Raw genomic sequence first — 24943 nt, 5'->3', positions numbered from 1 at the left:
GACAGTTTACTGGGGAGAGCGAGCGAAAGTATATCTGTTGCAGTCCGAAAACCGCTGAGACGACAGCCACCCGAGCATTGGCAAATCCTTTCAGAACAACAGGGAGCGGATCACCCCATTACTCTCCTGCCCGGCGGAAATCCGGAAGGCGATTTACACGACCATCACCATTGAGTCGTTGAATATGTCACTGCGCAAGGTCTCGAAAAACAGGGCCCTCCCCAGCGATGATTGAAGCTTCCCGCGGCAGGGAAGGGAGCCTGCGACACTCCGAGCTGCGGAGAATGCGCGTTTCGCTGTGGATGTTCAATGTTGAGACTGCTCTTCTCCTGGGGCTCAGAATATCTCTAGAAAGTTGACGATGTCGATTCAGGACTGGAATGATACCCTGAATCAGGGTATGAATATCTTTGAAAAAAAATACCAACTATCTGACCGACTGACCGTTTACGAAAAATTCCTTACAGGCCCGCATCCGGTCATGGTCATTCCCTTCGTTGATTCATTTTCAGTCGGTTTAATTATGCATCCATCAAATCTCCAGGGCTTCCCGATATCCGCGTTGACGACTGGCGGGACACTTGCGGTCTTTATTTTCTCCCTTTTTCTCGCCAGGTCGGGGAGGTTCACTTCGCCTTGGGTCTCGGCTCTCCTGATAACTCTTCAGCTGTTACTTTTCCGCCTGCCTTTCATACTGACTAATGCACCGTTGAGCGAGGATGAGGATGTTATCCTTACCTTTGGGCTTAACCTGCTCCGCAACCCGGTTATCTTCGATACCGTGGAACCAACCTCCCAGGGACTCATTCACGCCTATATTGCCATGTTCGTGGAATGGTTCAGCCCGGTGGCTGCCTATGCTTATTCTTATCTGCACCTGTTATCGGCTCTGGGTTGTTCTTTATGTTTGATGCTGCTTTTTCTCGCCATGAAAAGGTTGTTTTCACTCCCGGCCGCCCTGGCAGGGATCTCCCTGGGTCTCTTGAGTCTGGTTTTCACAGATGATACGGATTTCGCCCATTACCATAACGAGATCGAATCGCTCATCCTGCTGTCATGGGCCATATATCTTCTGGCTCGAATTTCACCAAAAACAAGTCCGCCCCTGTCATCTATCATTATTATGGGGGTGGTCCTGGGATTGGTTCCCTATGCAAAGCTGCAGGGAGTCCCGCTGGCCCTGGTCCTGGCGCTCTGGGCCTTATGGTTGATTATTGTCGGTCGGGGCGAAAAAAGGCGGAAATTAATGGAGGCAGGGCTCCTTGCCTTGTCCGGTTTGACGCCGACGTTTATTATTGTTGCGGTTCTCTTTAAGTTTAACTTGTTGTCTGATGCCTTTTTTTATTATATCCGGGCCAATTGGGCCTATGGTTATCAATTCGGCTTCCTTGCTCAGGTGCGAGAATTCCTTTCCAATATGCCGATGCAGATACAAATCTCTCTGGTTATCGTCCTTGCCGCTCTGACTGTTTCATATAAAAGGATTCGGCGATTACCAATCCTGTATCTCAACCTGATGCTGTTCCTGGCCGGCTGGTATGCCATCTCTAGACCCGGGTTATTTTTTCATCATTATTATTCATATATGTTGCCGTTCATAGTCGGCGGCGGGGCATTGGGATATTATTATCTGGACCTCGATCTCAAGAGAAAACTGTTCCAGCTTGCGGTAACATCATCATGTCTTTTTGCCATGATTTTCTCCGGTTATGATATTGACCAGCAGCTGCATTGGGGCTGGCTGAAGAAAATTGAGCAGAGTGAGGCTGCACGGGTTATCTCTCAATTTGCGAGCAGCCCCGATGATTGGCTAGCGGTCTGGGGATGGTATTCTGTGTTAAACGTTGAAACAGGTCTGCCGTCGGCTACCAGGGAGAATCATTCTTTGTCTTTGCACAGCCCCCTAAGCCCATATAGGGATCAATTCGAAAAGAAATATGTCGATGACCTAAGACGGTTCCGGCCGATCATCTTTGTTGACAGTAAAGTAATGAATTGCGGCCCGTTTGTTCCTTTTCAGTATATGCCGCTGCTCAATCGCTATATTGAGGATAACTATGTTTTCTTCAGGACAGTGCCGGGGAGCGCCTACTGGGACTTGGAGCCGGTCGATATCTATATCAGGAAGGACCGCGTACCAAAAAAGGAGAGATCTTTTTGATTTTCAAGATCATTGATCCATGAATGTCAAATGGGGCAAGCTTTGACACCCTTTGCCGCCAAGGCAGCTTGAATGATGGATCGGAACTTCAACGAATAGAATCCAACGCTGGAAGAGGAATACCACAGGATACGTCCGCAGCTTCAATTGACCCTGCTGATATTCATCTGAAAATATCAAGCGCCCTTTTCAGCACGATCCTGAACTGCTCGAAAGAGTGGATCTCCCGAATCAGGCCCCAGATAATCCGGGGGCGGAAATAAAACTTGTAGAAGCCTTTCTTTATCAGCCTGTGCAGCGTTTCCGGGGTCATCCCGGGTGGCGAATAAACGATGCGGTTGTCCTGAAACGAGTCCCAGTCAAGAGAGTTCAGGGAGATGTCGCCACACTCCAGAAGTTCGTTAAAAATTCTGGTGCCGGGCAAGGGCAGGAAGTTGGAAAACTGGACGCGGTGGATCGGCAGGGCCAGGGTCAGACCAATCGTCTTCTCAATGTCGTCGACGGTCTCGGTGGGATAGCCCGCCATGGCAAATCCGGTCATCCTGATTTTCGTCGCTTCGGCGATGAGCTTGACCTTTTCCTTAAGGGTCTCGAGGACCATCTTCCGGTTCATGTCCTTCAGGATCTTCGGGGAACCCGATTCGATGCCGACGGCAAACGAGTAGCAGCCGGCCTTTTCCATGGTCTGCAGGAGCTCACCATCGAGCGTATCGAGCCTGACCCCGTTGGGGCAAGCCCAGGATATATCAATCCGGCGTTCGATGAGCAGGTTGCAGAACTCCATCACCCGCCGGCGATCGAAGGTGAAATTATCGTCCTCGATATGGATCTCCCGCACCCCGTACTTTGAAACCAGAAGTTCAATCTCGGCCACGATGTTAGCCGGGCTGCGTTTGCGAAGCCGCTGGCCCGTATTGGATTTCACCCCGCAGTAAGCGCACTCGTAGGGACAGCCACGCGAAGTAATGATCGGCGCCACCGGCAACCGCTTGGTAAAGGTGCCGTGGGGCGCCACCGGATAGGTTTTCGGATCGATCTGATCCCAGTCCGGGAATTCCAGGTTGTCAAGATCTTCACAGATCTTCCGATCGTTGGTGCGAATGCTTTCTCCCTCGCGGTAGACAAGGCCCGGCACTTCGGTCCGGGTGATGCCATCTGCTCCGGAGATGAAGTCGCAGAACAGGGGCAATCCGATCTCGGCTTCGCCGCAGAAACCGTAGTCGAGGCTGGGCACCGTCCGCAGGGTGTGTTCCGGTAGTCCCGAGATGTGTGGGCCGCCGGCTATCGTCACCACCTCCCGGTCAACTTCCTTGACGATGTCGAGCATCTTCCTGGCCGAGGAGAAATCGCAGGTGAATACCTGGATGCCGATGATATCGAACCGCCGCTCGCGTAGAAAATCCCTGAATCCATTATGGTCCAAACCTGTTCTGGCGCAATCCAGGACCTCGGCTTCATGCCCGTGCTTTTTGACCTGCGTGGCAAGATAGCCGAGGCCTAAGGTTGGGATGATCTGCGAGTTGTCGGAAACAGGTCTTACAAGGAGGATCTTCATCAAAGACTCCCGGCAAAACAGGCGAGTTTTGTACGCTTCATAATGTCTTGATTTTTACCACTCAGAATACTTGAGATGTTGGTGAGTTTGGTGAGTAAGGTGGCAGGTGATACAAAAATCGATTTTTCGACAGCCCAATCATTCGGTGCAATCCTCCACGGCCACTAAACCACTCAATACCTGGTGAACGAACCATACTAATTGCCTGATACAGAGAGTGCAACTCAAAATCTCGATCAGTCCTCTGCCTGTCATTTCACCTCCTCCAAGCCCCCCGGAAAAAAACACAATCCTCCTCCTTTTTTTCCGGAGAGGGAGAGGGTCTGTCACGATTCGGATCCTTCTTTGCTACGCCTCAGGCAGACAAATAACAACAAAAGGAGGGACAAAGCCGAAACCGCGCAGCCCAGGTAAAAGGAACGGGGACGATATTCGAAAACAATCGTGGAGGTCCCGGCCGGGACCTGGACCGACCGGAACAGATAGTTGGCAGGAACGAGGGCAGCCGGAACTCCGTTGACGGTGGCGGTCCAGTTCTTTTCGTACATCTCGCACAGGACAAGTTCCCGAACCGCCGTGCTCACGACTTCGAGTTCGATCCGTTCGGGGCTGAAGGATACAAAGCGAACCTGCTCTCCTGAGTCTAATGGCCCCCCCTGCCCTCCCGGACGATTGTTGCCTCGTTCAATGGCCGGAGAATGAAGAAGATCAGTATCGGGAGCGAGAACATAGGCCAGGGCCTCCTCCTCACTGTCCATATACCTTGGGACTGTCGCCAGAAATGCCCGGGGGATCTTTCTATTGTTGTAGGAAAGGTCCGTGAAATTCCATTGGCCGGATGAAGAACCGGGAAGGCGACCCCAAGTGGCGGCAGCATCGTAGGCCAGGACCCGGAAGGCAGGGGTCTCCTGAAAAAAATGGGCAACCGCGCGAGAATCCCTGGGATCATGATTCTGGGCAAGGCTGATAAAGGTGTTATACCGTTTCAGTGTATTGTTCATATAGCCGAAAGCCGACGAATAGCCGTAACTCAAGGCGATGTTCGGTACCGTGTTGTCTTCCAGGGGCATGAGTAACCGGGGGGGATAGGGAAATTGCCGGACATATTCGGTGATCCCCGCCGGCAGTTTGATCAGGGACTGGTCAAAGGTCGTCCGTTCAAGCGACAGGAACGTCGGGAGCAGATCAAGAGCGATCAAGAGTATCATGGCAGGGAAAAGCAGGGGAAGGCGATCCTTGCGGCTTCTGGCCCAGAACAGAAGCATCAGGCCGGCCCCGGCCAGAATGAGTCCAATAGAAAGAGCCTTTGTCGCCCCTGAAAAAAAACCATTGGCATTCTGCCAGGCATCCGGAGAATCGGCCAGGATTGTCGGATCACCGGAACGGGCAGTCCTCTCAAGCAAGGCGCGCCAGGCGCCACCGGATCCGCCGCTCATTTCCAGCCAGATGAGCAATCCGGCGAGAGCGATTCCGAGTACAAGGGCCACCCAAATAGCGATCTTCGCCGTCCGTCGCCGCTGATTGACCATTCCCAAAAATGCATCAAAACCGTAACTGCTCAAAGTGATCAGGGCGATCATCGCCATCAGGGTAATTTTCGACGATCCCCGCATGAGATCAAATAACGGCACATGGGCATAAATAAACGGGAAAAGCGGGGTATTCTTCCCCAGCCCGAGGAGCATAAAAACCGCGATACAGATCACAAACATCCATCTCCGTTTGGCCGGGGCACCCCAAACACCGGCCAAAGCCATGGTCAGGGGAAAGACCCCCAGATACATCCACATCTCCCAGAAATAATTCCGCCCCCAGTACTGTCCGGCCTGAGCCCCCCACTTCGTCCCGAAAAACCCGGGGGCAATCAACGTGAGGAGGTTCTCGATCGGAAAGGAAAAGCTGCCGGCAAACTCAATGTTGGCCTGCTGGCGGAACGATTGGCTGACAAAATCGAGTGACGGAAACAACTGAATGGCCCCAAAACCGATCCCCAACAGGATGGCCCCCCCGAGCCTCAAGGCCATCGCCGCCTCCCGACGCAACCCGACCGGATCATTACTCGCAGCCACTCCCTGCAGCACGACGTACAGAAGTATAAAGATGGAAAAGATATAGGTAATCTGGGGATAAAATGCGAGCAGCATCAAGCCGTAGCAGAGAGAGATGCCAGCCAGGAAACGAATATTGTTTGAAAGGCGATATCTCTCCCACAACATCAGAATCAACGGCATCAAGGTAAGACAAAGCAGGTAATTGAGATGACCGGCATAGATCCTGGAAGAAAAGATACTGGAAAAACTCCAGACCAGAGCGCCAAGGAAAGACGCCTGCCTGCCGAGGATGAGCGATCGGAGATATCCGTAGAAAGCCAGGCCGGCGAGAACGAAATTGATGGCAATCAGCCAGTTGATCGCCACCCCGGTCGGCATGATAAAATACAGGAGCGACAGGGGGTGAAAGACCGACGCCTCGCCTTGAGCGAGGAAAGGGATTCCCAGCATCGACAAAGGACTCCAGATGGGAAGTCGAAACTCGCGGAACTGCTGGGCTGTATAATCAGCCATAAAATAATAGGACTGGGCGTTGTCACAGGCTCCATTGCCGAGAATCCTGCCATGGGGAACGATCAGAATATCGATAAAGGGCAGGATCAATACCAGCGCCAGAATCAGCGGATACCGGTACCGAGACCACCACCCCGCCCCTTCCGCTTTTCCGTTGAAATACATGATTCCCCTCCCGACCCCGCCTTACGCCGGCGTTTTTCTTTGTTTCCGGATGAATCGGCATCCATGAACAGACAAGGTCGAAAGAGTCAGGCTTTGATTCGCTGGCTGTTGAAAAACGCAGGCGAGGCAATTGACGCTCGGTGAAAAAGGTAAAAAAGAGCTTGTCACCTCACCTGGCATCGCATGAGAGACAACCCCATAGCGCCTCTGCTCAACACCGTTGATGTTCCCGTACTCAGCCGGATTCATGCGAGTCACCTGGAGGATAGATATCAGGATTGTCGGGATCGTAGCGATATGATTTCAAGAAAACAAAATCACTGTCTTCACAGTAGCGTACTTCATGGCACTCATACGGCAAAAACTTAATCCCTTCACCGCTGCCAAGCGAATATACATCTTCTGTTTTCTCTACTATGTTACGGATACTGATCTCTGCTTTGCCTGAAACCAGGTAAAAAAAAGCCCGGCATTCTCGATGATAGTGGTTACCCATGCTGGCGCCTTTTTGCATTGATCCGTGAATTACGGTCTCCCAGGGACCTTCGTGGGTTATTTCAACAAAAAGACCACGGTCGTCGTTGCGAATGAAGGTAGGTTTCAATATCCGACTTTTTTCCATCATTATTGAGTCCCTCCCCGCAAAAATCTGAACCGCAGGCTTATGATCCGGAAAATATAATGTAATCCTGTAACAAAAAAACGCCACAGGCTTGGAGCTGACTTGGAAATACCTTTGCTTCGGTCCTTAAACGCATAGCCGACTTCTTTTATTTTCAGTCCCTTCCGGTAGCTATCATAGACAAACTCTATAAAATATTCACCGTATCCATATGGGATCAATGAGACATGGTCAAATACTTCCCTGCGAATTGCGACAAATCCACTGTCATAGTCCTTGACGTGACCACCCAGCACCGTCCTGGCAAACCAGTTGATCACCCGGCTGGCAACAATCCGCAAGGGATGGCGGTTATCAAAGCCGCCTTCAGCATAGCGGGAACCAATCACCATATGATGGTCATCAAGACCGTCAATCATCTGTTTTAATACCGTTGCCGGCATACACATATCAGCATCCATCCAGCATAAAATATCTCCGCGGGCCTCCAGTATCCCCCGATGAAAGGCACCGGCCAGGCCCCGGGTTTTACGCCTGAGAAGCTTCAATCCCGGATGATCAAGCCCTGCCACAAGATCAGCTGTGCCATCAGGTGAGTTATCGTCAACCACGACAACCTCCAGAGGCGCTGCAATTTCTTTATACAGGCTGCCTATCATGTCAACGACGTATTCCTTTTCGTTATAGGTCGCCAGAATCACAGAAACAGTTGCGTTGTCAGGTCTCATTGAATGAGTTCCTTCACAGTGTCACACACATAACGAATATCGTCCTGTGAAATTTCTGCACCGGAAGGCAGATACAGCCCCTGAGCCCCAAGATATTTTGAAACCGGATATTTGCCATTGACCGCAGGGAAATTGTCCTGCCTATTTTTACGAAAAACCTTCTGCTGATGCATCGGATAAAAAAAAGCGCGTGAATCCACACCACGCTCACGGAGTTTTTCCATCAGATGATCACGACTGATTTTTATTGGTTTCTCAAGCACCATTCCAAACATCCAGTACACATTTTTGGCCCATTCTTTCTCAACAGGTAAACGCAGGCCATCAATACCTTTCAAACCCTTCAGATATGCCTTGCCCACCCGACGTTTCATCTTTACCAGTTTGGCAAATTGCTCGACCTGGGCGGTCCCGATTGCAGCCTGGATGTTGGTAATCCTGTAATTATACCCCAGTTCACTATGATGAAAACGCGGTTTAACAAATGCCTGGTTACGTAACAGCCTGACCTTATCTGCGAATTGAGTATTATCGGTAACAACCATCCCACCTTCACCGGTTGTAAGTACCTTGTTCCCATAAAAACTGAATGTCCCCATATCACCCAGAATAGCCTTTTCACTGCCCTGATACTCAACCCCATGGGCCTGAGCGCAGTCGGCAACAACTTTTATTCCATGTTTTCGGGCTATTTTTTTCAGTGCCCCCATATCAGCCGGATGGCCATACATGTGAACCGGCATGATCACTTTGGTTCGCCTGGTAATTTTCTTTTCAACCTGCTCAGGATCCATACACCATGTATCCGGATCAACATCAACCAGGACCGGTTGAGCTCCAGTCATGATGACCTGGCTGGCTGATACGATCAGGGTAAAATCAGGAATAATCACCTCATCCTCCGGGCCAACCCCGGCAGCCAGGAGGGCCGCATGAACAGCGCAGGTCCCATTCGCTACCGCCACTGCATGCTTAACCCCATAATGCTTGGCCATCAACTCCTCAAACCGATCGACGTATTTGCCGGCTGATGATATCCAGCGCGTACGCAGACATTCTAAAACGTACTGCTCTTCACGCTTGCCGATAACCGGCTCACACACCGGAATAAAATGATTCCTCTTTGCTTTTGTCATATACTTTTATCTTCAATATTTTTCGTTTCTTTATTCCGAGTCACTTTTGCCTTCCTGAAAATATTGGTTACCCGAAGGACGGCAGAGTGGATGGAAAGGAGGGATCACCGTGGAGATGGTATTGTTCCCATAAGCAAGTGAAGACATCGAGGCTTCTACCCGAAAGGTGAGTGACAGTGGCCACAAGGTGCTCAGAAAGCAGATGGCCATGCGGGCACCGGATTGAGCGTGTGAAGATGTGCCCCATGAGTCGACTTACACCTGAATCATCGAAAATTGAGTTCGACCCGACGATTCTGACTCCGCCCCTCTTCAGTATGATTATCCGCCACCGGATTTTCTTCCCCCAGCCCTTCACTCGTTATCCTGCTCGGGATGATACCCTGGCCGATCATATACGCAGCAGCGGCATCAGCCCGCTGTTTCGAGAGTTCCAGGTTGGAAAGTTCACTGCCGATGCTGTCGGCATATGCTCGGATCTCCACGTGGAGATCGGGCTGATCGGTCAGGACCTTGACCCAGTTGTCCAGTTCGACTTCAGCTTTCTCTGTAAGGGTAGCACTCCCGGAAGCAAATGTGATATTCTGTTTGGAGTTGTCGGCCAGAAAATTCAGCCCCTCGGTTGTTCCCCTGTACTTTTCCTGCATTTCCCCCTGATCCGGCATGGCGTACATATAGATGGCTATCCCGTCAAGGACCTCGCCCTTCTTGCCTTCAAGGGCTATGGCATCATTAAATTTTACCGTAATCTCAGGACCTTCTGATCCAGCCTGCGGTCCCTTGACAGCGATGGCCTCCTGGGATGAACTGTACTGACCGATCGTATCACCGGGATTGGGGCGCTCACCGCTCAAAGCGGCGCGGGCAAAAAGATAAAATTTCGTGTCGGGTTGAACATCGAGCGTAAAGCTGCCGTCTTTCCCGGTGGGGGCCGAGATATAATCCGGCCGGCCAAATGTCGGTTTTTTTCTGGCCAGGACAATAGCATTGGGATATGGCACTTCGGATTCCTCACCGTTATAGACGAACCCTTTCAGGACAAAACCCTGTTCGGTTTCATTAAAAACATCGGGTGGGGAACAGGAAATGACACCATAATCAATATCCTTGAAATCCTCGATATACAGCCGCCGCAGTTTCCCCTGACCACCGTCGGCAAAATAATAGGTCTCACCTGTTCTGGGAGGGCCCGGCTGTCCATCGCGGGGACGATTGAGAACTCCGATATAGTAATCCCCGGTGAGGAGTTTCATGGCAAACTTGCCCTCTTCGTCGGTGAACGCCCCGAAGTCAGGGATACGCCCTGTTTGGCCTTTAATCGGGGGGAGCCCCTTCTCGACATTGAAAAAGGCGACCAGGTAATTACTGAGGGGCTTATCCTCATAAACGACCTGGCCCGACATGGTTCCCATCCGGAGTTTCATATAGCCGGGGATGGCATGGCCCGGAGCAGGCAGACAGAAGACGATACAGAACAGGAGCGGCAAAATTCTTTTCAACATGAAAATCCTCAAATAAAGAAGTTGTACGTGAACATGAAGACCAGTGAATCATCAGGGTGATCGGTTGAACTTTCAGCGGGATCACCTTATCTTGGACATAATACCAGAACCGGGGTATTATAACCAGTTCAAACTCTTCTCCAGCCTTCGTCAATACCGGGGACAGGGAGACAGAAAGGGGCTCCAGCCAGATGAAAATCCTCCTTATTGATCCGCCATTCGGGTCCATCGACATGGGCGGCGAAAAAAAACGGTTTGCCGGGGTTGAGAACGCCATTCCATCCCTTGGTCTGGCCTATCTTGCCGCTGTTGCCGAACAGGACGGTCATGAGGTCCGGATTCACGACGGCACCATCACCCCGGACTGGTCGACCATGGCGGCTCTGGGCCGTGAATTCAGGCCTGATGTGGTGGGGATCACCGCCAAGACCCCTTCCTTCACTAACTGTATTCAAGCGGCCAAGGTTCTGAAAGAAGCCTCTCCCGGAGTGATTCTGGTCGCCGGCGGATCACACCCCACGGCCATGACCGACCATGCCCTGGCTGCGGAAACCTTTGATTTTCTGATTCTCGGAGAAGGGGAAGAAACCTTTTGTGAACTTTTACATAAAATCGGCAACCGGGAAACGGATTTCGCCACGGTTCCCGGCCTGGCCTTTCTCCGGGATGGCCTACCGGTTATCACGGCGCCCCGCGCCCCCATTGCTGACCTTGACCTGATCCCCTTCCCGGCCCGGCATCTCCTGCCGCCTTTGACCGCCTACTCCCCCACCGCCGCCTCATACCGACAGCTTCCGCTCGCCCATATCATGACCAGTCGCGGCTGCCCGTCCCGCTGTAATTTCTGCGACCGGGCCATCTTCGGAGAGCGCTACCGGGCCAGGAGTGCGGACAACGTTCTTACGGAAATCGATCAGGTGGTCAATACCCACGGCGCGAGGGAGATCCGTTTCTTCGATGACACCTTTACCATCAACAGCAACCGGCTGACCGCCATCTGTCAGGGGATGAAAACGGATTTTGCCCGGATTCCCTGGACCTGTCTTACCAAGGCCGAGGCGGTGGACCTCGACCTGCTGAAGATGATGCGTGATTCGGGCTGCTGGCAGGTGCTCTACGGCCTTGAATCGGGGGATGACGGGGTGCTTGCTTCCCTGGGCAAGAAAAATACCGTGGCAATGAACCGCCGCGCCGTGCGCTGGGCAAGGGAAGCCGGGCTGAGGGTCCGGGCCGATTTTATTGTCGGAACCCCGGCGGAGACCCCTGAATCATTGCAGAAGACGCTTGATTTCGCGAAAGAACTCGATCTCGATTTTGCCCATTTCAACAAGTTCGTCCCCTTTCCCGGCACCACCTTTTACCAGCAACTCACCAGCCAGGGATACAACTTCGACTTTTCCGGCGCAAGCTCCACCCTCGACCACGATGCCTTGATCTATGTACCGCCGGATGTCCCTGTTGACTGGTACAAAAAATTTCTCGAACGTTCCTACAAGGAATTCTACCTGCGGCCTGGCTACATGATCCGGCGTTTACTTTCCATGCGGAGCTGGCCGGAATTCCGGGGGAACTTCAAGGGAATGTTTGCCATCAATTCGCTCTAAGGGAACTCATCATGGGAAAAGTCTACACCAGCACCAAAATCTTCCATTTCGCCGATCGCCTGGTCCAATTGAAGGCAGGAGGCGTTCCCGCCCCCATCCATATCCGGCTGAAACCGACCAACCGCTGCAACCACCATTGCTCCTACTGCTGTTACCGGAATCCCGATCTCTACTTGAGCGAACGGCTCCGGGAAGAGGACCGGATCCCCTGGGAGAAAATGCGGGAACTTATCGACGATTTTGCCGCCATGGGAGTCAAGGCGGTCACCTTCAGCGGCGGCGGTGAGCCGCTCTGTTATCCCCATATCGCAGACACCATCCGGGGGCTCGCGGCGGCCGGGATCAAGATTGCCACCCTCACCAACGGTTCGTTGCTGTCAGGCGAGGTGGCCGAACTCCTGGCGCTGAACGCGGTCTGGTGCCGGGTGTCGATGGACGCGGCCGATGCGGATACCTATAGCGCCATCCGCCGGGTTCCCGTCACTGAATTCGACCGGGTCTGCAATAACCTGAAAAAATTCGCCGCCATCCCGGGACGAACCTGTGTTCTTGGGGTCAATTTCATCGTCACCCGGGAGAACCATGCCGACATCTTCACCTTCCTCCGGAATGCCAGGATGCTGGGTGTCGACAACGTCAAGCTCTCCGGGGCGGTGGTCAGCACCAACCCCCGGGAAAACGCGGCCTATCACACCGCTATCCACGCCGAGGCCCGCGCCCAGATCGACCGGGCCAGCCGGGAACTCTCCACCCCGGACTTCACGATCATCGACAAGCTCTATGAACCGGAAGACGAGGAAGGAATCTACGACAAGAACTTCCACTGGTGCCCGATGATTTATTTCATGGCGGTGATCGGTGCCGATCAACAGGTCTACTTCTGCCATGACAAGGCCTATACCGAGAACGGACGCCTGGGCTCACTGAAGGGCACCGACTTCAAGACCTTCTGGTTTGCCCCGGCAACCCGGGACCGAATCAAAAATCTCGATCCCGGCTCGGAGTGTTGCCATCACTGCGCCGATATCCTCAAAAACAATATGTTGCTTGATTATTTTGAATCGGACCCGGATCATCTGGAATTCGTCTAACACCCTTGATGGAAATATTTTTTCAAAACGGTAGAGTCCCTTTCCCGATACTTTTTTGAAACACGAAAACAATCTGGAAGGGACTCAAAAAGAGGAACCGCATCATGTCTTACATCGACTTCATGACCACCGAGCATACGCGAACCAAACGTGATTATCTCGAACGGGTCCGGCACGGGGATAAGGCGGAACGCGCCGCCATCGCCAAACGCTTTGATTATGAATACTGGGACGGCGACCGAAGAAACGGCTACGGCGGATTCCATTACGATGGACGATGGGAACCCATGGCTCGCCGCCTGATTGATCATTACGGCCTACAGGACGGCCAGCGGGTGCTGGATGTGGGCTGCGGCAAGGGATTTCTGCTCTATGAACTGAAACGGATCCTGCCGGGGCTCGTGGTCCGGGGCCTGGATATCTCCCCATACGCCCTTGAAAACGCCAAGGAGGAAATCCGGCCATTCCTGGATCTCGGCCACGCCCGCCAACTCCCCTACCAGGATCAATCCTTCGATTTCATTCTCTCCCTGACCACCCTGCACAACCTGTATCTCTTCGATCTGATGGCGGCACTGAGGGAGCTGGAGCGGGTCAAGAGCGGCAATTCCTATCTGGTGGTCGAGTCTTATCGCAACGAAGAGGAGAAGGCCAACCTGCTCCACTGGCAGTTGACCTGCGAAGCGTTCTTCACGCCGGAGGAATGGGAATATATTTTCGCCGAGACGGGTTATTCGGGTGATTACTCATTTATCTTTTTCGAGTGAGTCTGCGGCTATAGACTTTTTGCCAAACGGTCAACTTTCAGGGCGCCTGAGAATGATCGCGGTTTTTCGGCCTGTTTTCTTCCTGTGCCGGCGGCTTATTGTGCGCGCAATACATATGCCTTATTAAGCCGGGATAAGCCCGCGGATTAAAAACGATATTGGTCAACAGCGCACACTCAAAAGTACAACAACAGTTCCTGCCGGCTATATATTCATTCACTTTTTTGGCTTGAGCGGTCTTCAGGATCGCATTGATGTCATACTCATGGTCCCTGATGTTGCCGAACGACAGATCCCGGCCATCCGCCGACACCGGCAGGATCTCACAGGGGACGACGAGCCCGTCATCATAGATCTCCACCAATCTCCGACCGGCCAGACATGGAAACACCAGCTTCTTTGTTGCCGAAACTTCATCCACCAGCCGGTTCATGTATTTATACAACCCGTAAAAGACCCTTGAAAACTGGTATTGCCGTTTCTCCAGATTCCGGGCGCCGTTTTGCTCCACCTGTTCTAAAAGTTGGCGGTACTTTTCCATAGGCACGGCCCGGGCCTCCGCCTCTCTGGTGTCTCCTCTTGCCAATAAAAGTTCATGGTCGTCCACCTCAAGGTTCTCCCGCACATAATCAAATATTTCCGGCACCTGGTCTGCATTAAATTTTGAGAGGACGGTGGTCACTTTTATGTACAGGTTTCTATTGGTTTCACGAATATCCTTGAGTCTTTGATAGGTATTCAACAGCGCCTTGAATCCTCCCGGCAACTGCCGGATCCGGTCGTGTTCATCACCCAACGCATCCAGGGATAAACAGACGTTTAACAGGCACTCCGGGCATTGCTGCAAAATCTTGCGAACCGTTTTTTCAATTTTTTCGGAAAAATAGGCGTTGGTGGGTAACGTCACCGATCTTGCGCCGGAGTTCGTGTAAAAACACCGGACAATTTCAGCGACATCATCCCTGATGAAAGGCTCTCCCCCGGCAACCGTGAACTGGAAAAGATTACTGAACCCTTTGGATATTTTTTCGATCTCATCAAGGGTCAATTCATCCCTGGCGGAACTGTGTTGCTGGTTCCGCCAGTTAAAACACATTTTGCACCTGGCATTGCACCGCGAGGTGACAAACAGGATCAAATACGCCGGTCGGCCGGACAGATATGAGAGAGCAAGCCGGATCAACCTTCTCAGGTTTTGCATGGACCCACCATCTTTTGCAGAATATATTCTGCTATCCCCTTTACTGCCGCCACCCCGAGAACAACATGCAACAGGTATTGCGCGAAAAATGCCAACAGCATAAAGCGGACGCCCTTTTCACGAAGAACGAAGCCCAGGAACTTGTGTGCCAATATCACATAAAGAATCATCGACAAGCCCCATAAAAAAGCCGCTTCCTGAATAAACAGTCCGGGAAAAAACAGTACGGCGCCGGCAAAGGCCATCATACATGCGGCACCGGCGCCTTTCGTCGTCACCGCATTATCGAATTCTTTCCTTTCAAGGAACAACTTCATCCACGAGGCCCCTCTCTGAAAAAAATTCTTCACTATCGTGCTCATCTTTACCGGAAAGTGATGATCGACCTGGATGTTTTTATCGAGATAAATTTTTCCGCCGGCGGCCAGAAGCCTGTAGCCGAATTCATAATCTTCCACATCAGCCCCTTTAATCTTTTCATCAAAGCCGCCGACCTCAAGAAAAGCCTTTTTCCTCAAGATCGCGCATCGTGGCTCAAAAGATGTCACCTCTAAACTTTGCACCGGCAGCCAATGGAAAAAGTCGAGCAAGGCCTTGAATTCAGGAACAAAACCTTTTTCAACCGGATTTTTTGAATAGATCCCGATATAGGCGTCTTTTTCTGACAATTCCTTCGCTCTCTCCAGTAGCGATTGCAGCGTGTTCTCCTGCAAAACGACATCCGCATCAAAAAAGACGACCAGTTCCCCGCGAGCTTCCTTGACCCCTCGATTCCTGCTGCAGGCACTGCCGGAATTGGTAGCGTTTTCAAAAATTCTGACCGGATAATTCTTTATCGACTGCACAGTGCCGTCTTTGCTGGCATCATCGACCACAATCACCTCAATTGTCTCGGCAACTCTGTTCTGCTGAATCGAGTCCAACAATCGGGTTATTTGTTTTTCTGCGTTATACACGGGGATAACTATCGATATCATCCGAACACCTTTGCCGGGAAAATCTTAAAAGCTGAGTTGAGCAGCTCGTCTGCTCGTACCGATTAGTTAAGTTAAGCAGCGTGCCTGCTTATACGAAACTTATGCCCCTGGGCGAAAGCGAGCCTGCGAGACATCGAGACTTATACCCGAAGGGTGAAAACAGGAGATCCATAACGAAATGAATACCGGTCAGAACGTTGCGCTTTACAGGAGTGACACGTCGTATACCGAGGCTATTTTTCCACCGGCAACCTCCACCGAATAGATCTCACTCTTTTCCAGGAATGGATACCCTCCCTTACGCCATCGGAAATTGTCGATCAGATAATCGGCATCCCCGAGTATTTCTACATAGGTCAATCGTTGCCTTTCTTTCGCCGGTAAAATATAGGAATTCACCACTGCGGCGAAATTGGCGTAGGATATTTTAATATTCTTCCTCTGATCATGTTCCAATATATATTCCAGGCATTCCCGATAAGAAAGCCCCCAGTAATCCAATTCGAATTTGTTGATTATTTCCGTGAGGTTTTTACCGGCAAGTCTGTTGAAATAGACGTTCTGATACGGATGCATTTTGCCGATGGTCCAGGCGGAACCGATCAGCGCGCCGGTTACCACAAGCTTTACAGCGATATTCCCCGCCCTGGACAAACTCTTTGACCTGCGATCCTTTGTAAAATCCAATACCGTCACGATCCCTTTGACCGATAACAGAATAAATGCCGGATAGACAAAATACATATGCCGCCATCCGTCGTAAAGCGTCGATCCAAGGATTATCACCGCCAAAACGGGCCCGAAGAACCACGAAAGGAACAGCACATCGTCCATCCTGTCTCTTAAAAAATCCCATCGCCTGATAGCCAGGGACCATAAGAACACCCCGCAGCCGACAGCAAAAAACACCGTGTACATCAATGGGGTCGTTATCAGGATCCAAACGGGGCAATAATACCATGGCAGCGCCGAGGCTTGTATAAATTCCCCATTGAACAACACCAGATCGGATTCGAAATGGGCCATAAGTTTGAACGCTCCGATAAAATTAATCAGCGGATCTTTCCATAGGAGCGGCCAGAAAAGGACAGTCAATGGAACGAGAAAAACCAGGTAAAGCAAACATGCCTTTATTGCCGCCGGCCACTCCACTTTTTTGTGCTGCAGCATGAGATCGGAAGCGAACAGACAAACCGTAAAAACCGGGATAATTACTCCCATAATCCTAACATCGATGAGAATCGCACTCGTTAATGCATGCAGGAGAGCTCTGCGAAATGTCTTCTTTTCCAGAAATCTCAACAGGGTAAAAATACTGATGATAAAAAGCGCAAGGCCCGCGATATCCTTGGAGTTATAGAAGGAATGGGCGAATATCCGGGGGCTTAGCACCAGAAGAAAGCTCCCGAGAAGACCAATCCGCCAGCTGTGAAAACGGTTTCGACAGAGGAGAAAGAAGAACCAGACACCAAGATAAAACAGGAGGAAGGTCACCAGATGCCGCATGAAGTAGACTTCCCTCAGGTTATCATCTCCCATGCCGAACACCTTTTCGATTCCGGCAAGCAACATTTCAAAGGTTGGTCCATGAAACGGGTCGGAGTAATGAACATCGCTATTGATCGCAGCCCCTAAAGCGATACTCCCGGTATATCGTGACACATCTTCGTCCCACGATATGCCGTAATCATCGAACACAAATAGCCCGATAACCAGATACACGGCAAAAAACAGCAACACGAACATCTTATCGTTTACGAACTTATTCGACAAATTGCCCCCCTGGTTCAGATAGGTGATGGGTTGGTGAAGCGGTCCGATCCGGCTGGACGGGTTCACGGAACAACAACTTTATATTTATAACCTACCAAGGGATATTTAACTCCCGGGTAAGGATTATACCGAGTGACTCAGCAATTATCCGGTGTCCCTGTTCGTCAAAATGAACATGGTCATACCAGCCGGGTCTTTCTTTTTGAAAGAGCAAATCAGTTTCGATAAAGAGCGCTTGTTCCTTTTCGGCCACTTTTTTGGCAGAGCTATTGAATCGCAGCATGACCTGTTGGTAGTTATTGCCCTTGTCCTCCTCCTTGACCTGAATGGCGAGAAACACAGGCCGGGCGTGATTACCCTTGACCGCCCGGGCAAAATCGGTCAACTGCCGCTCGTAAACCAAAAACGGATAATTCGCGTTCCTGATCTCATCCGCCAGCATGATCTGGACGTAGAGGGATTCCATGCCATTGTACAGCCAAAGTCGTTCGGCGCCATTTCTCAATTTCTTGACCAGACCATTTTCATCTGAAGGATTTCGTCTGATATAGTCCAGCATGACTGCATCCTCCCTGCCCAGTTGATCGACTGTCCCGGGTTCGCCACTCTCGTTCCAGCCAAACGAACAGATGACATAATCCCAATTCGTAACCTTGGCCAGGTGATGAAGATAAAGACCAACGCCTTGATAAAGCTGATAGCTTGGAATCCCACCATTAAAGACCTCAACCGTTTTTCCGACTGCAGCCGCCTTTTCCTTGAGAATTTTCTCAAGGACCCCGGAATAGGTATTGGAGGGATCGGTAACGCCCCAACCAAAAGCAACGGAATCACCCAGACATAAAATCTTGATATCGGCTTTTTGATTCAATTCGTGATCGCGAAAGCCGAGAGCGTTTAACGTAATACAGCCACTGGCAGAATTTGGTTTCAATCGAAAACCGATATCGGGATCAGGAAGGAGGATTTCCAGGGGACCGTCCCAGATCGGCAAAGTCGTCAAAAAAGGTTTACCAATCCCGGCCAGACGAAAAAAAACTTCCAGGGATACAAGCAAAAGGAGGAGAGGGATTACAGAGAAAACAATATATTTGAAACGGGTCATCTTCGCGCCCCTGAAAAATAATTATCCATATCTCCCTTACCTGAACGGCAATATGTTCAGCGGCAGCTTTCATGGCTTTCATTCTTGATTCAACCCTCTAAAACTGCTATGGTTTATCTATATAAAATAAAAATCTGATGAGGAATATCTGTTTTTCTACAGACGACGATCTCCCCTCGGTTATTCCATTGGGACGAATTTGAGGTTGGGTCGTTTTTCTGTAGAATAAATCTATTGGGGACGGCGGAGGGAGCACAGGAGAAGTCCCTTCATGCGTTCTGCCATCGGCAATCTTACCCCATCAGGAGCCCCCGATACCAGCGATTCATTCACCATTCGTTTGATTTTTCTCGGTCTATTGACCATCCTTGTTCTGATCTTTTTCGGTAGGTTTTTATTTACCGGTCGGTTTTTTCTCCTTCGTGACCTGATCTTGGATTTTTACCCAACAGAACAGTTCTTCCGAACCCATATGCTGGCCGGGCACTTCCCCCTCTGGAATCCTTACTCCGGTGCTGGTGAACCGTTTCTCTCCAGCATTGAGAATGCGGTGTTTTACCCCCCGAATCTCCTTTTTCTTCTGATCAAGGTTCCCCAAGCCAATGTGATCTTATCCTCCCTTCATGTATTACTGGCTGCCTGGGGTGTGTGGTTAGCCTGTAGAACATGGCGAATCTCCCATGCTGGCGCGGTGCTCGCTGCCACGGCCTTTGCCTTCAGTACCCAAACGGTGACCCGGCTCGAATTTTTTGCGTTTCTCTGCGGATATTGCTGGTATCCGCTGATTGTAGCTCTGTATTGCCGATGGATTCGCCGAGGATCCCTGAAACGGTTTCTCATGGTCGTTTTTGCCATGGGCATGCAGTTCATGGCTGGCTATCCGGAAGCGGTTCTGTTCACCGGCATGTCCTTGTCCCTCCTTGGTGTTTTCTTCGGCGGAGTCCGCTGGCGCATGGGCTCAGGCTGGTACAGTGCGGTTAAACCGTTGGCTGGGCTTGCAGGGATCTCTGCCTTATCCCTCATGCTTTGCGCCGTCCAACTTCTGCCTGTGTTGGATCTCTTTGCCTTTTCGAAAGTTGACGAGATGGGACCTGCTCTAGACCAGGCTTCATTCCATCCGCTGATGGCCTTGACAACACTCTTCCCGTACCTCTTCGGAACCGCAGGGTATGCGGGGAAGTTCTGGTCTCCGAGTTCCATAGAATTCTGGTTAACCACCTGCTACGTCGGCATTCTACCGGTGGTCCTCTGCCTTACCGCACTCTGGAGCAGACTTGTCGGAGGTCGGGGACCGGCACAGGAAAACAATGACGACCTCATAACCCGTTTTCGTACGGAGACCCTCTGTCTGTTGCTCATTTTCTTCCTCCTCTATGTCATGGGAAAGTTCACCCCATTCTTTCCATTGTTGTACGATGCTTTCCCGCTGATCCAATTTTTTCGTTGGCCAACAAAGGCCTTGATGTGCGTTGCTTTTGCCGTGAGCTGTCTGGCCGGTATCGCCCTTGATAGCATGAAATTCAGGAGAGAGAGACGTTTATCCGCTACCAGACGTTGGCTGGCTGACCGACTTCCTGTTGTTGCCTGTTTCCTGACCGCCTGTTTTATGGTGCTCTGCCTCATGAACAGAGGGGCATTCGGGAAGTGGTTACTGCATCGGTTCTTTTTTCTGGACTTGGTCCAAGTCGAATTTGCCGAGAGGATTCCCTGGGCATTACTGGTCGACCAGGCCTGTATCTTTATCGGGATGATGCTAGCTGCCTCCGTGCTGCTCTTGGGGATGTTTTCAAAACAACGTCGATTCCAGGCGATGGTCCCATGGGGAACGGTGATCGTAGTTTTTCTCGACCTGCTGCTGACCACCTACCCCCTTCTGCCTTCCTCTGATATGGAGATCATGAAGAACAAAGGGCCTTTCAAGGAGGCAATCAAGGAAATGTCGACAAATGCCACTTTCATTCGCCCGAATACCCAACAGTATCTCTATGGAATCGAAAATGAAACGCTTCTCCGTCAGGCAAGGGACACCTTTGCCGGCAACTGGTCGCTGGCCGACCATGTTCACAATTCCCAGCGTGGCTTTATACTTCAAAATTACGGGGAGCTCCTGCGCCTCTACCATTCTGAAGATATTCCGCAAGATTCAGTAGTCCGTTTGGAGAAGATTTTGGGGATCGAGTTCTGGGTCGATGCACCCCTGACCCAGGACTACTTCGATGAGGGAGATATCCACCGTCCCAGTTTTAAAAAGATCCGAGACATCGGTGCGCCGGCCAGGGTGGTCGGAGGAGTCAAGGCGATGCCCACCCGTCAAGATCTGTTGCTTAATCTGGTTCAGCGATTTTGGGATCGATCGACCATGGCCCTGGCGACGGAAGAAGTCATTCCTCTCATCAATCCTTCCCTGGTCGGTCATTACGGCAAAGTCCGTCATCTGATTCTCCGATATGAGGAGAAGAACAATCAGCTGAACATTGAGGTGCTGAGTGACACACCGGGAATCCTGGTGACGACCGACACCTATTATCCCGGGTGGGAAGCCACCGTCAACGGTTCGGAGGTTCCGGTGTTCCAGACCGATGGGGCATTTCGTTCAGTATCGATTCCCGCCGGCCGGTCGGTGGTTGAGATGAAGTTCCGCCCCCGGACCCTTATTCCCGGGCTGATAATAAGCTTGACAGCTCTCACCCTGAGCCTTTTTACCGTTGTCCGAGGTCGTAATGAGCCAAAGTGGTAGAGGGAGTTGAAAGCAAACAACTTACTTCAATGGATCACTGTTGACATAAGACTTGATCTCGGCTGGGAGTACCATGGCGGCATCGGGTTGATCCCGGAGCCATCCCAGAAATTCCTCCAGGCAGCCAAGCACCGATTGTTGCCCCCCAAGATGCGGTTCCGCATGGGTCAGGAGGACCGCGAGCCCCCCGGTCTTTCTGATATACTCGCATTTCACCCGCCAGAGCCGAAGGATTTCCGCCGGTGAATGTCCGGTGTAGAGCAACGAGGAATCCATGGGCAGGGTAATCGGGATCTCGAGGAGGCCCTTCAGGTGATATGGGAAAACCGTGGTGCAGCCCCGATCAAACTCAAGATCGGTATCACAGACACTCGAATCATAGTCAAAATACCGGCCGACCGCACCAAGCATCCCGGGAGACCGCAGCAGGGAGGGGGAACGGAAACCCACACCGTTGTATGGTCTGATGGTATCCCGGGCCCGCAGCAGCCGATCCTCCATGGCCTGTTGCGCCAGAAAAGAGAGCCGATTGTCATGATACAGATCATGGGAGCCGATCTCATGGCCGCGCTCATGGAGCTCCCGGACGATCCCGGGATCACTCGTGATGACTTCACCGACGATGTAAAAGCAGGATCGAAAACCGAACCCTTCGACCAGCTCGGCAATCTTCAGACACCGAGCAAGCCCGGCGCGGGTATCGACGTCATGGGTGATGGTCACCGCCCATTTTCCGCCCCAGCTCAGGGGAGGAAAACGGCCGCTCAAGGCGAGCAGCAGATCCGCGCCGGCGGCGATGGGCCAGGGAGGGTCATGCCGGTGCCGGAACAAACGTTTCGGCAAATAGATACACCGGGCCGCCAGCAGCCGCAACCAGGCCGGCAGCCGGTGGTACGGGAAGGGGATCCCCAGGGCCGGTGAGGTCATCGGCGGGGCATAGGATTCCTGCCGCAGAGCATCGATGACTTGACCGACATCAAAATTGAAGACACCGCCCTGCTCCGCGCCTCGAACAATAGGCCTGATCCCTGAGGCCAACGGCAGCCGAACGCTGTCTCCCGTGAACCAGTCCGGCGTAAGCTCAGGAGGGATGATCAGTTTTTGCCATTGCATTCTTTCTCCTGGCCAATTTTTTGACGATGCCTCTTATTCGTGACAACTCCAGTGCGGTTTTCAGGAGATTTCTCAAACTGACCCCGGTGGGATCACCCCATGTCCGCCGGTAATGCGGCACCGGGATTTCCTCAAATCCGTATCCCAGAGCCATGGCCATCACGACAATCTCCGCGTCGACGGCAAAGCCATGGGTTTCGATTTCAATCTCATCGAAGATATTGGTCCGAAACATCTTGACCCAGTTCAAATCCCGCAGGGGGACATGATAAAACAGCCGCATCAGCCAGTTGTAGAACCGCGAAATAAGAATCCGGATCATCGGATCCTGGCGTTCGATCCGACGGCTGCAGATAATGTCCGCCGACTTGCGGGCCGCATAGAACTTTTCCAGATCGGCGACATCGAACTGATGGTCCGCCGGGACCACCACGGCCCATTCCTTGCCGGCATGCGTGAATCCCGATTTCTGGGCGCCGCCGTATCCGACATTGAAAGGATGATGCACCACCCGGACCCGGTTGTCTTCAGCCGCCAGACGATCGGCAATGGAACCGGTTCCGTCGTGACTGCCGTCATCGACGATAATCACTTCGAAATTTCCCAGAAACCGGGACACCGCTTCCACGGTATAACGGACGAAGGTCTCCAGATTACCCGCCTCGTTGTAGGCCGGGACAATGACCGAAAGTCCTTCCTCCTGCTGATCACCCTGCTGCCCGGCAGAACTGCGGACGACGGATGTCCGCTTCAGTTCGCGCATCGCATCCGACAGATACTCATCGACGGTTCCGCAGCCGGCCAGCCACGCAACGTAATCGGCCAACCCCTCTTTGAGGGGTACCGTCGGCTTGAAACCGATCTCGCTGAAGGCGGTGATATCGGCATAGATATGACGGGATTCCCCCGGGCGAAATTCTCCCGGAATCTCGGGGGTAACCCCGCTTTTTCCGGTCAACTCGGCCAGCATCCCGACCACATCCCTGATTTTGGTGGCCCGGCCGCTGCCGACATTGAAAACCCGGTCGCGGGCCGCTTCCGATTCCAGGGCCAGCAGGTTACCCCTGGCCACATCGCTGACATGGATGAAATCCCGGGACTGCTCGCCGTCTTCATAGAGGATTGGCGGCAGATCGTTCAGCAGGCGCGAAGAAAAAAGCGAAATAACCCCGGTATATGGATTGGTCAACGACTGCCCGGGACCATAGGTGAGAAAATAGCGAAGGGCGCAGGCATGCAGATCGAAATCCCTGCCGAATCCCAGGACAAGACGCTCCTCATCAAACTTCGACATGGAATACGCCTTTTCCGGCGAAGGGGTCTTGGTCTCTGGGGTGGGAACCGGTCGTACTTCCCGACCGCAGCGAACACAACGCATCTCCCACTCTCGGGCTGTAAGCTGCTCCAGAAACCTGCGAACACCATCAACCGGTCCGCAGGACTCACACTGGTACAACCCTTCCCCATAAATGCCGACCGATGAGGCGACCACCAGCCGCTCGACCCGATATTTCCGTTGTTGAATAAGCTCAAGCAGATTCGCGGTGCCGACGGAATTGACCTCGAAATAACGGCCGATATCGGGAGTAAAGCCGCCGGTTGCCGCCAGATGAAGCACCCAGTCAATCCCGGGAAGCGCCCGGGTCAGATCATCGATGTTTCTGATATCCCCCCGGAGGAATTCAACCTGGGAAGAAAGGGTTGATTTTTTGCCGTGGAGATGGGTGGGATATTCGAGGTTATCGAGCACCCTTACCTTGTACCCCTTGGCAAGAAGAAGATCCACGGTATGCGAGCCGATGAACCCGGCCCCCCCTGTAACCAGAACGTTTTTCATACCGACTCACCCCATCTGTTTACGTTTTCGACCACATATTCCTGCTGTTCCAAAGTGATGAACGGCGACATGGGCAGGGACAGAATCTCCCCGGCCGCCCGTTCGGCCACCGGGAAATCACCCTGTCTGCCGCCAAGTTCCTTGAAACATGGCGCCAGATGGAGGGGAACCGGATAATGGATGCCCGTCTCGATCCCTGCCTCGGCGAGTTTGGCCTGCAGCCGGTCCCGGTTCCCCACCCGGATGACATACAGGTGATAGACGCTCTCTCCTGCCGGGCAAGAAATACCGTCCTTGAGATGACT

19 protein-coding genes are annotated in these 24943 nt (G+C 52.1%); 6 read left to right on the top strand and 13 right to left on the bottom strand.

The genetic code is table 11. From position 1 onward, the window contains the following. Window positions 1–76: 76 nt before the first annotated feature. The gene (locus KKG35_09665; GenBank protein MBU1738394.1) at window positions 77–235 is read left to right on the top strand and encodes a transposase; all 159 of its coding nucleotides are present in this window, start codon (window positions 77–79) and stop codon (window positions 233–235) included. Window positions 236–400: 165 nt separating this feature from the next. Next, window positions 401–2161: a hypothetical protein gene (locus KKG35_09660; GenBank protein ID MBU1738393.1), complete on the top strand. Its 1761-nt coding sequence runs from the start codon at window positions 401–403 to the stop codon at window positions 2159–2161. Window positions 2162–2324: 163 nt separating this feature from the next. Here KKG35_09660 and KKG35_09655 read toward each other — a convergent pair whose 3' ends face one another. The 6 genes from KKG35_09655 to KKG35_09630 all read right to left on the bottom strand — a co-directional run bounded on the left by KKG35_09655 (window position 2325) and on the right by KKG35_09630 (window position 10433). Next, window positions 2325–3716, bottom strand: a complete 1392-nt coding sequence (locus KKG35_09655) for a B12-binding domain-containing radical SAM protein (protein ID MBU1738392.1) — start codon at window positions 3714–3716, stop codon at window positions 2325–2327. Window positions 3717–4042: 326 nt separating this feature from the next. Next, window positions 4043–6445 carry a YfhO family protein gene (locus KKG35_09650; protein ID MBU1738391.1) on the bottom strand — a complete coding sequence of 801 codons (2403 nt, stop codon included), beginning with the start codon at window positions 6443–6445 and terminating at the stop codon, window positions 4043–4045. A 235-nt stretch (window positions 6446–6680) separates the two neighbouring features. Continuing rightward, window positions 6681–7070 (bottom strand): hypothetical protein, encoded by a 390-nt coding sequence (locus KKG35_09645; protein MBU1738390.1) that lies wholly within the window; start codon window positions 7068–7070, stop codon window positions 6681–6683. Next, window positions 7070–7768, bottom strand: coding sequence for a glycosyltransferase (locus KKG35_09640; GenBank protein ID MBU1738389.1), 699 nt, complete (start codon window positions 7766–7768; stop codon window positions 7070–7072). Before KKG35_09640 ends, KKG35_09645 begins: the two co-directional genes overlap by 1 nt. A gap of 23 nt (window positions 7769–7791) precedes the next feature. After that, a complete protein-coding gene (locus KKG35_09635; GenBank protein ID MBU1738388.1) occupies window positions 7792–8931 on the bottom strand; it encodes a DegT/DnrJ/EryC1/StrS family aminotransferase in 1140 nt (379 codons plus the stop codon). Window positions 8932–9197: 266 nt separating this feature from the next. After that, a complete protein-coding gene (locus tag KKG35_09630) occupies window positions 9198–10433 on the bottom strand; it encodes an OmpA family protein (protein MBU1738387.1) in 1236 nt (411 codons plus the stop codon). Between the two features lie 191 nt (window positions 10434–10624). On the opposite strand from KKG35_09630, the gene KKG35_09625 reads away from it, so the two are divergent. The 3 genes from KKG35_09625 to KKG35_09615 all read left to right on the top strand — a co-directional run bounded on the left by KKG35_09625 (window position 10625) and on the right by KKG35_09615 (window position 13895). Then, window positions 10625–12037: a B12-binding domain-containing radical SAM protein gene (locus tag KKG35_09625; GenBank protein MBU1738386.1), complete on the top strand. Its 1413-nt coding sequence runs from the start codon at window positions 10625–10627 to the stop codon at window positions 12035–12037. Window positions 12038–12048: 11 nt separating this feature from the next. Next, on the top strand, window positions 12049–13128 hold the full coding sequence (locus tag KKG35_09620; protein ID MBU1738385.1) for a radical SAM protein: 1080 nt from the start codon (window positions 12049–12051) through the stop codon (window positions 13126–13128). A gap of 104 nt (window positions 13129–13232) precedes the next feature. Next, on the top strand, window positions 13233–13895 hold the full coding sequence (locus KKG35_09615; protein ID MBU1738384.1) for a methyltransferase domain-containing protein: 663 nt from the start codon (window positions 13233–13235) through the stop codon (window positions 13893–13895). Window positions 13896–13932: 37 nt separating this feature from the next. Here the strand turns inward: KKG35_09615 and KKG35_09610 are convergent, their stop codons facing one another. The 4 genes from KKG35_09610 to KKG35_09595 form a co-directional block, all read right to left on the bottom strand. Next, window positions 13933–14991: a radical SAM protein gene (locus KKG35_09610; GenBank protein ID MBU1738383.1), complete on the bottom strand. Its 1059-nt coding sequence runs from the start codon at window positions 14989–14991 to the stop codon at window positions 13933–13935. A 92-nt stretch (window positions 14992–15083) separates the two neighbouring features. Beyond that, a complete protein-coding gene (locus tag KKG35_09605) occupies window positions 15084–16073 on the bottom strand; it encodes a glycosyltransferase (GenBank protein ID MBU1738382.1) in 990 nt (329 codons plus the stop codon). Window positions 16074–16277: 204 nt separating this feature from the next. Beyond that, the gene (locus tag KKG35_09600; GenBank protein MBU1738381.1) at window positions 16278–17846 is read right to left on the bottom strand and encodes a glycosyltransferase family 39 protein; all 1569 of its coding nucleotides are present in this window, start codon (window positions 17844–17846) and stop codon (window positions 16278–16280) included. A gap of 91 nt (window positions 17847–17937) precedes the next feature. After that, window positions 17938–18951: an SGNH/GDSL hydrolase family protein gene (locus tag KKG35_09595; GenBank protein MBU1738380.1), complete on the bottom strand. Its 1014-nt coding sequence runs from the start codon at window positions 18949–18951 to the stop codon at window positions 17938–17940. A gap of 271 nt (window positions 18952–19222) precedes the next feature. On the opposite strand from KKG35_09595, the gene KKG35_09590 reads away from it, so the two are divergent. Beyond that, window positions 19223–21688 (top strand): YfhO family protein, encoded by a 2466-nt coding sequence (locus KKG35_09590; protein ID MBU1738379.1) that lies wholly within the window; start codon window positions 19223–19225, stop codon window positions 21686–21688. Between the two features lie 21 nt (window positions 21689–21709). On the opposite strand, the gene KKG35_09585 is transcribed toward KKG35_09590, so the two are convergent. From KKG35_09585 to KKG35_09575, 3 genes are all read right to left on the bottom strand, one after another. Beyond that, entirely contained in the window at window positions 21710–22801 is a 1092-nt protein-coding gene (locus KKG35_09585) for a polysaccharide deacetylase family protein (protein ID MBU1738378.1), read from the bottom strand. Continuing rightward, complete coding sequence (locus tag KKG35_09580; protein MBU1738377.1) at window positions 22770–24638, bottom strand: NAD-dependent epimerase/dehydratase family protein; 1869 nt, start codon at window positions 24636–24638, stop codon at window positions 22770–22772. Before KKG35_09580 ends, KKG35_09585 begins: the two co-directional genes overlap by 32 nt. Then, a partial coding sequence (locus KKG35_09575) for a DegT/DnrJ/EryC1/StrS family aminotransferase (protein ID MBU1738376.1) occupies window positions 24635–24943 on the bottom strand: 309 nt, incomplete at its 5' end. The genes KKG35_09580 and KKG35_09575, both read right to left, overlap by 4 nt.

It is taken from the genome of Pseudomonadota bacterium (assembly GCA_018823285.1).
In the GTDB taxonomy this organism is placed as follows: Bacteria; Desulfobacterota; Desulfobulbia; order Desulfobulbales; family JAGXFP01; genus JAHJIQ01.
Note: the sequence above shows the minus strand (reverse complement) of the source record. Positions and strands in the feature narration are given on the sequence as shown.

What these genes read in the sequence shown, in the direction of transcription:
- KKG35_09605 (MBU1738382.1), bottom strand. Translation starts at nt 16,073, where the DNA reads ATGATATCGATAGTTATCCCCGTGTATAACGCAGAAAAACAAATAACC.
- KKG35_09620 (MBU1738385.1), top strand. Translation starts at nt 12,049, where the DNA reads ATGGGAAAAGTCTACACCAGCACCAAAATCTTCCATTTCGCCGATCGC.
- KKG35_09580 (MBU1738377.1), bottom strand. Translation starts at nt 24,638, where the DNA reads ATGAAAAACGTTCTGGTTACAGGGGGGGCCGGGTTCATCGGCTCGCAT.
- KKG35_09635 (MBU1738388.1), bottom strand. Translation starts at nt 8,931, where the DNA reads ATGACAAAAGCAAAGAGGAATCATTTTATTCCGGTGTGTGAGCCGGTT.
- KKG35_09610 (MBU1738383.1), bottom strand. Translation starts at nt 14,991, where the DNA reads ATGTGTTTTAACTGGCGGAACCAGCAACACAGTTCCGCCAGGGATGAA.
- KKG35_09585 (MBU1738378.1), bottom strand. Translation starts at nt 22,801, where the DNA reads ATGCAATGGCAAAAACTGATCATCCCTCCTGAGCTTACGCCGGACTGG.
- KKG35_09595 (MBU1738380.1), bottom strand. Translation starts at nt 18,951, where the DNA reads ATGACCCGTTTCAAATATATTGTTTTCTCTGTAATCCCTCTCCTCCTT.
- KKG35_09645 (MBU1738390.1), bottom strand. Translation starts at nt 7,070, where the DNA reads ATGATGGAAAAAAGTCGGATATTGAAACCTACCTTCATTCGCAACGAC.
- KKG35_09630 (MBU1738387.1), bottom strand. Translation starts at nt 10,433, where the DNA reads ATGTTGAAAAGAATTTTGCCGCTCCTGTTCTGTATCGTCTTCTGTCTG.
- KKG35_09615 (MBU1738384.1), top strand. Translation starts at nt 13,233, where the DNA reads ATGTCTTACATCGACTTCATGACCACCGAGCATACGCGAACCAAACGT.
- KKG35_09625 (MBU1738386.1), top strand. Translation starts at nt 10,625, where the DNA reads ATGAAAATCCTCCTTATTGATCCGCCATTCGGGTCCATCGACATGGGC.
- KKG35_09655 (MBU1738392.1), bottom strand. Translation starts at nt 3,716, where the DNA reads ATGAAGATCCTCCTTGTAAGACCTGTTTCCGACAACTCGCAGATCATC.
- KKG35_09590 (MBU1738379.1), top strand. Translation starts at nt 19,223, where the DNA reads ATGCGTTCTGCCATCGGCAATCTTACCCCATCAGGAGCCCCCGATACC.
- KKG35_09660 (MBU1738393.1), top strand. Translation starts at nt 401, where the DNA reads ATGAATATCTTTGAAAAAAAATACCAACTATCTGACCGACTGACCGTT.
- KKG35_09650 (MBU1738391.1), bottom strand. Translation starts at nt 6,445, where the DNA reads ATGTATTTCAACGGAAAAGCGGAAGGGGCGGGGTGGTGGTCTCGGTAC.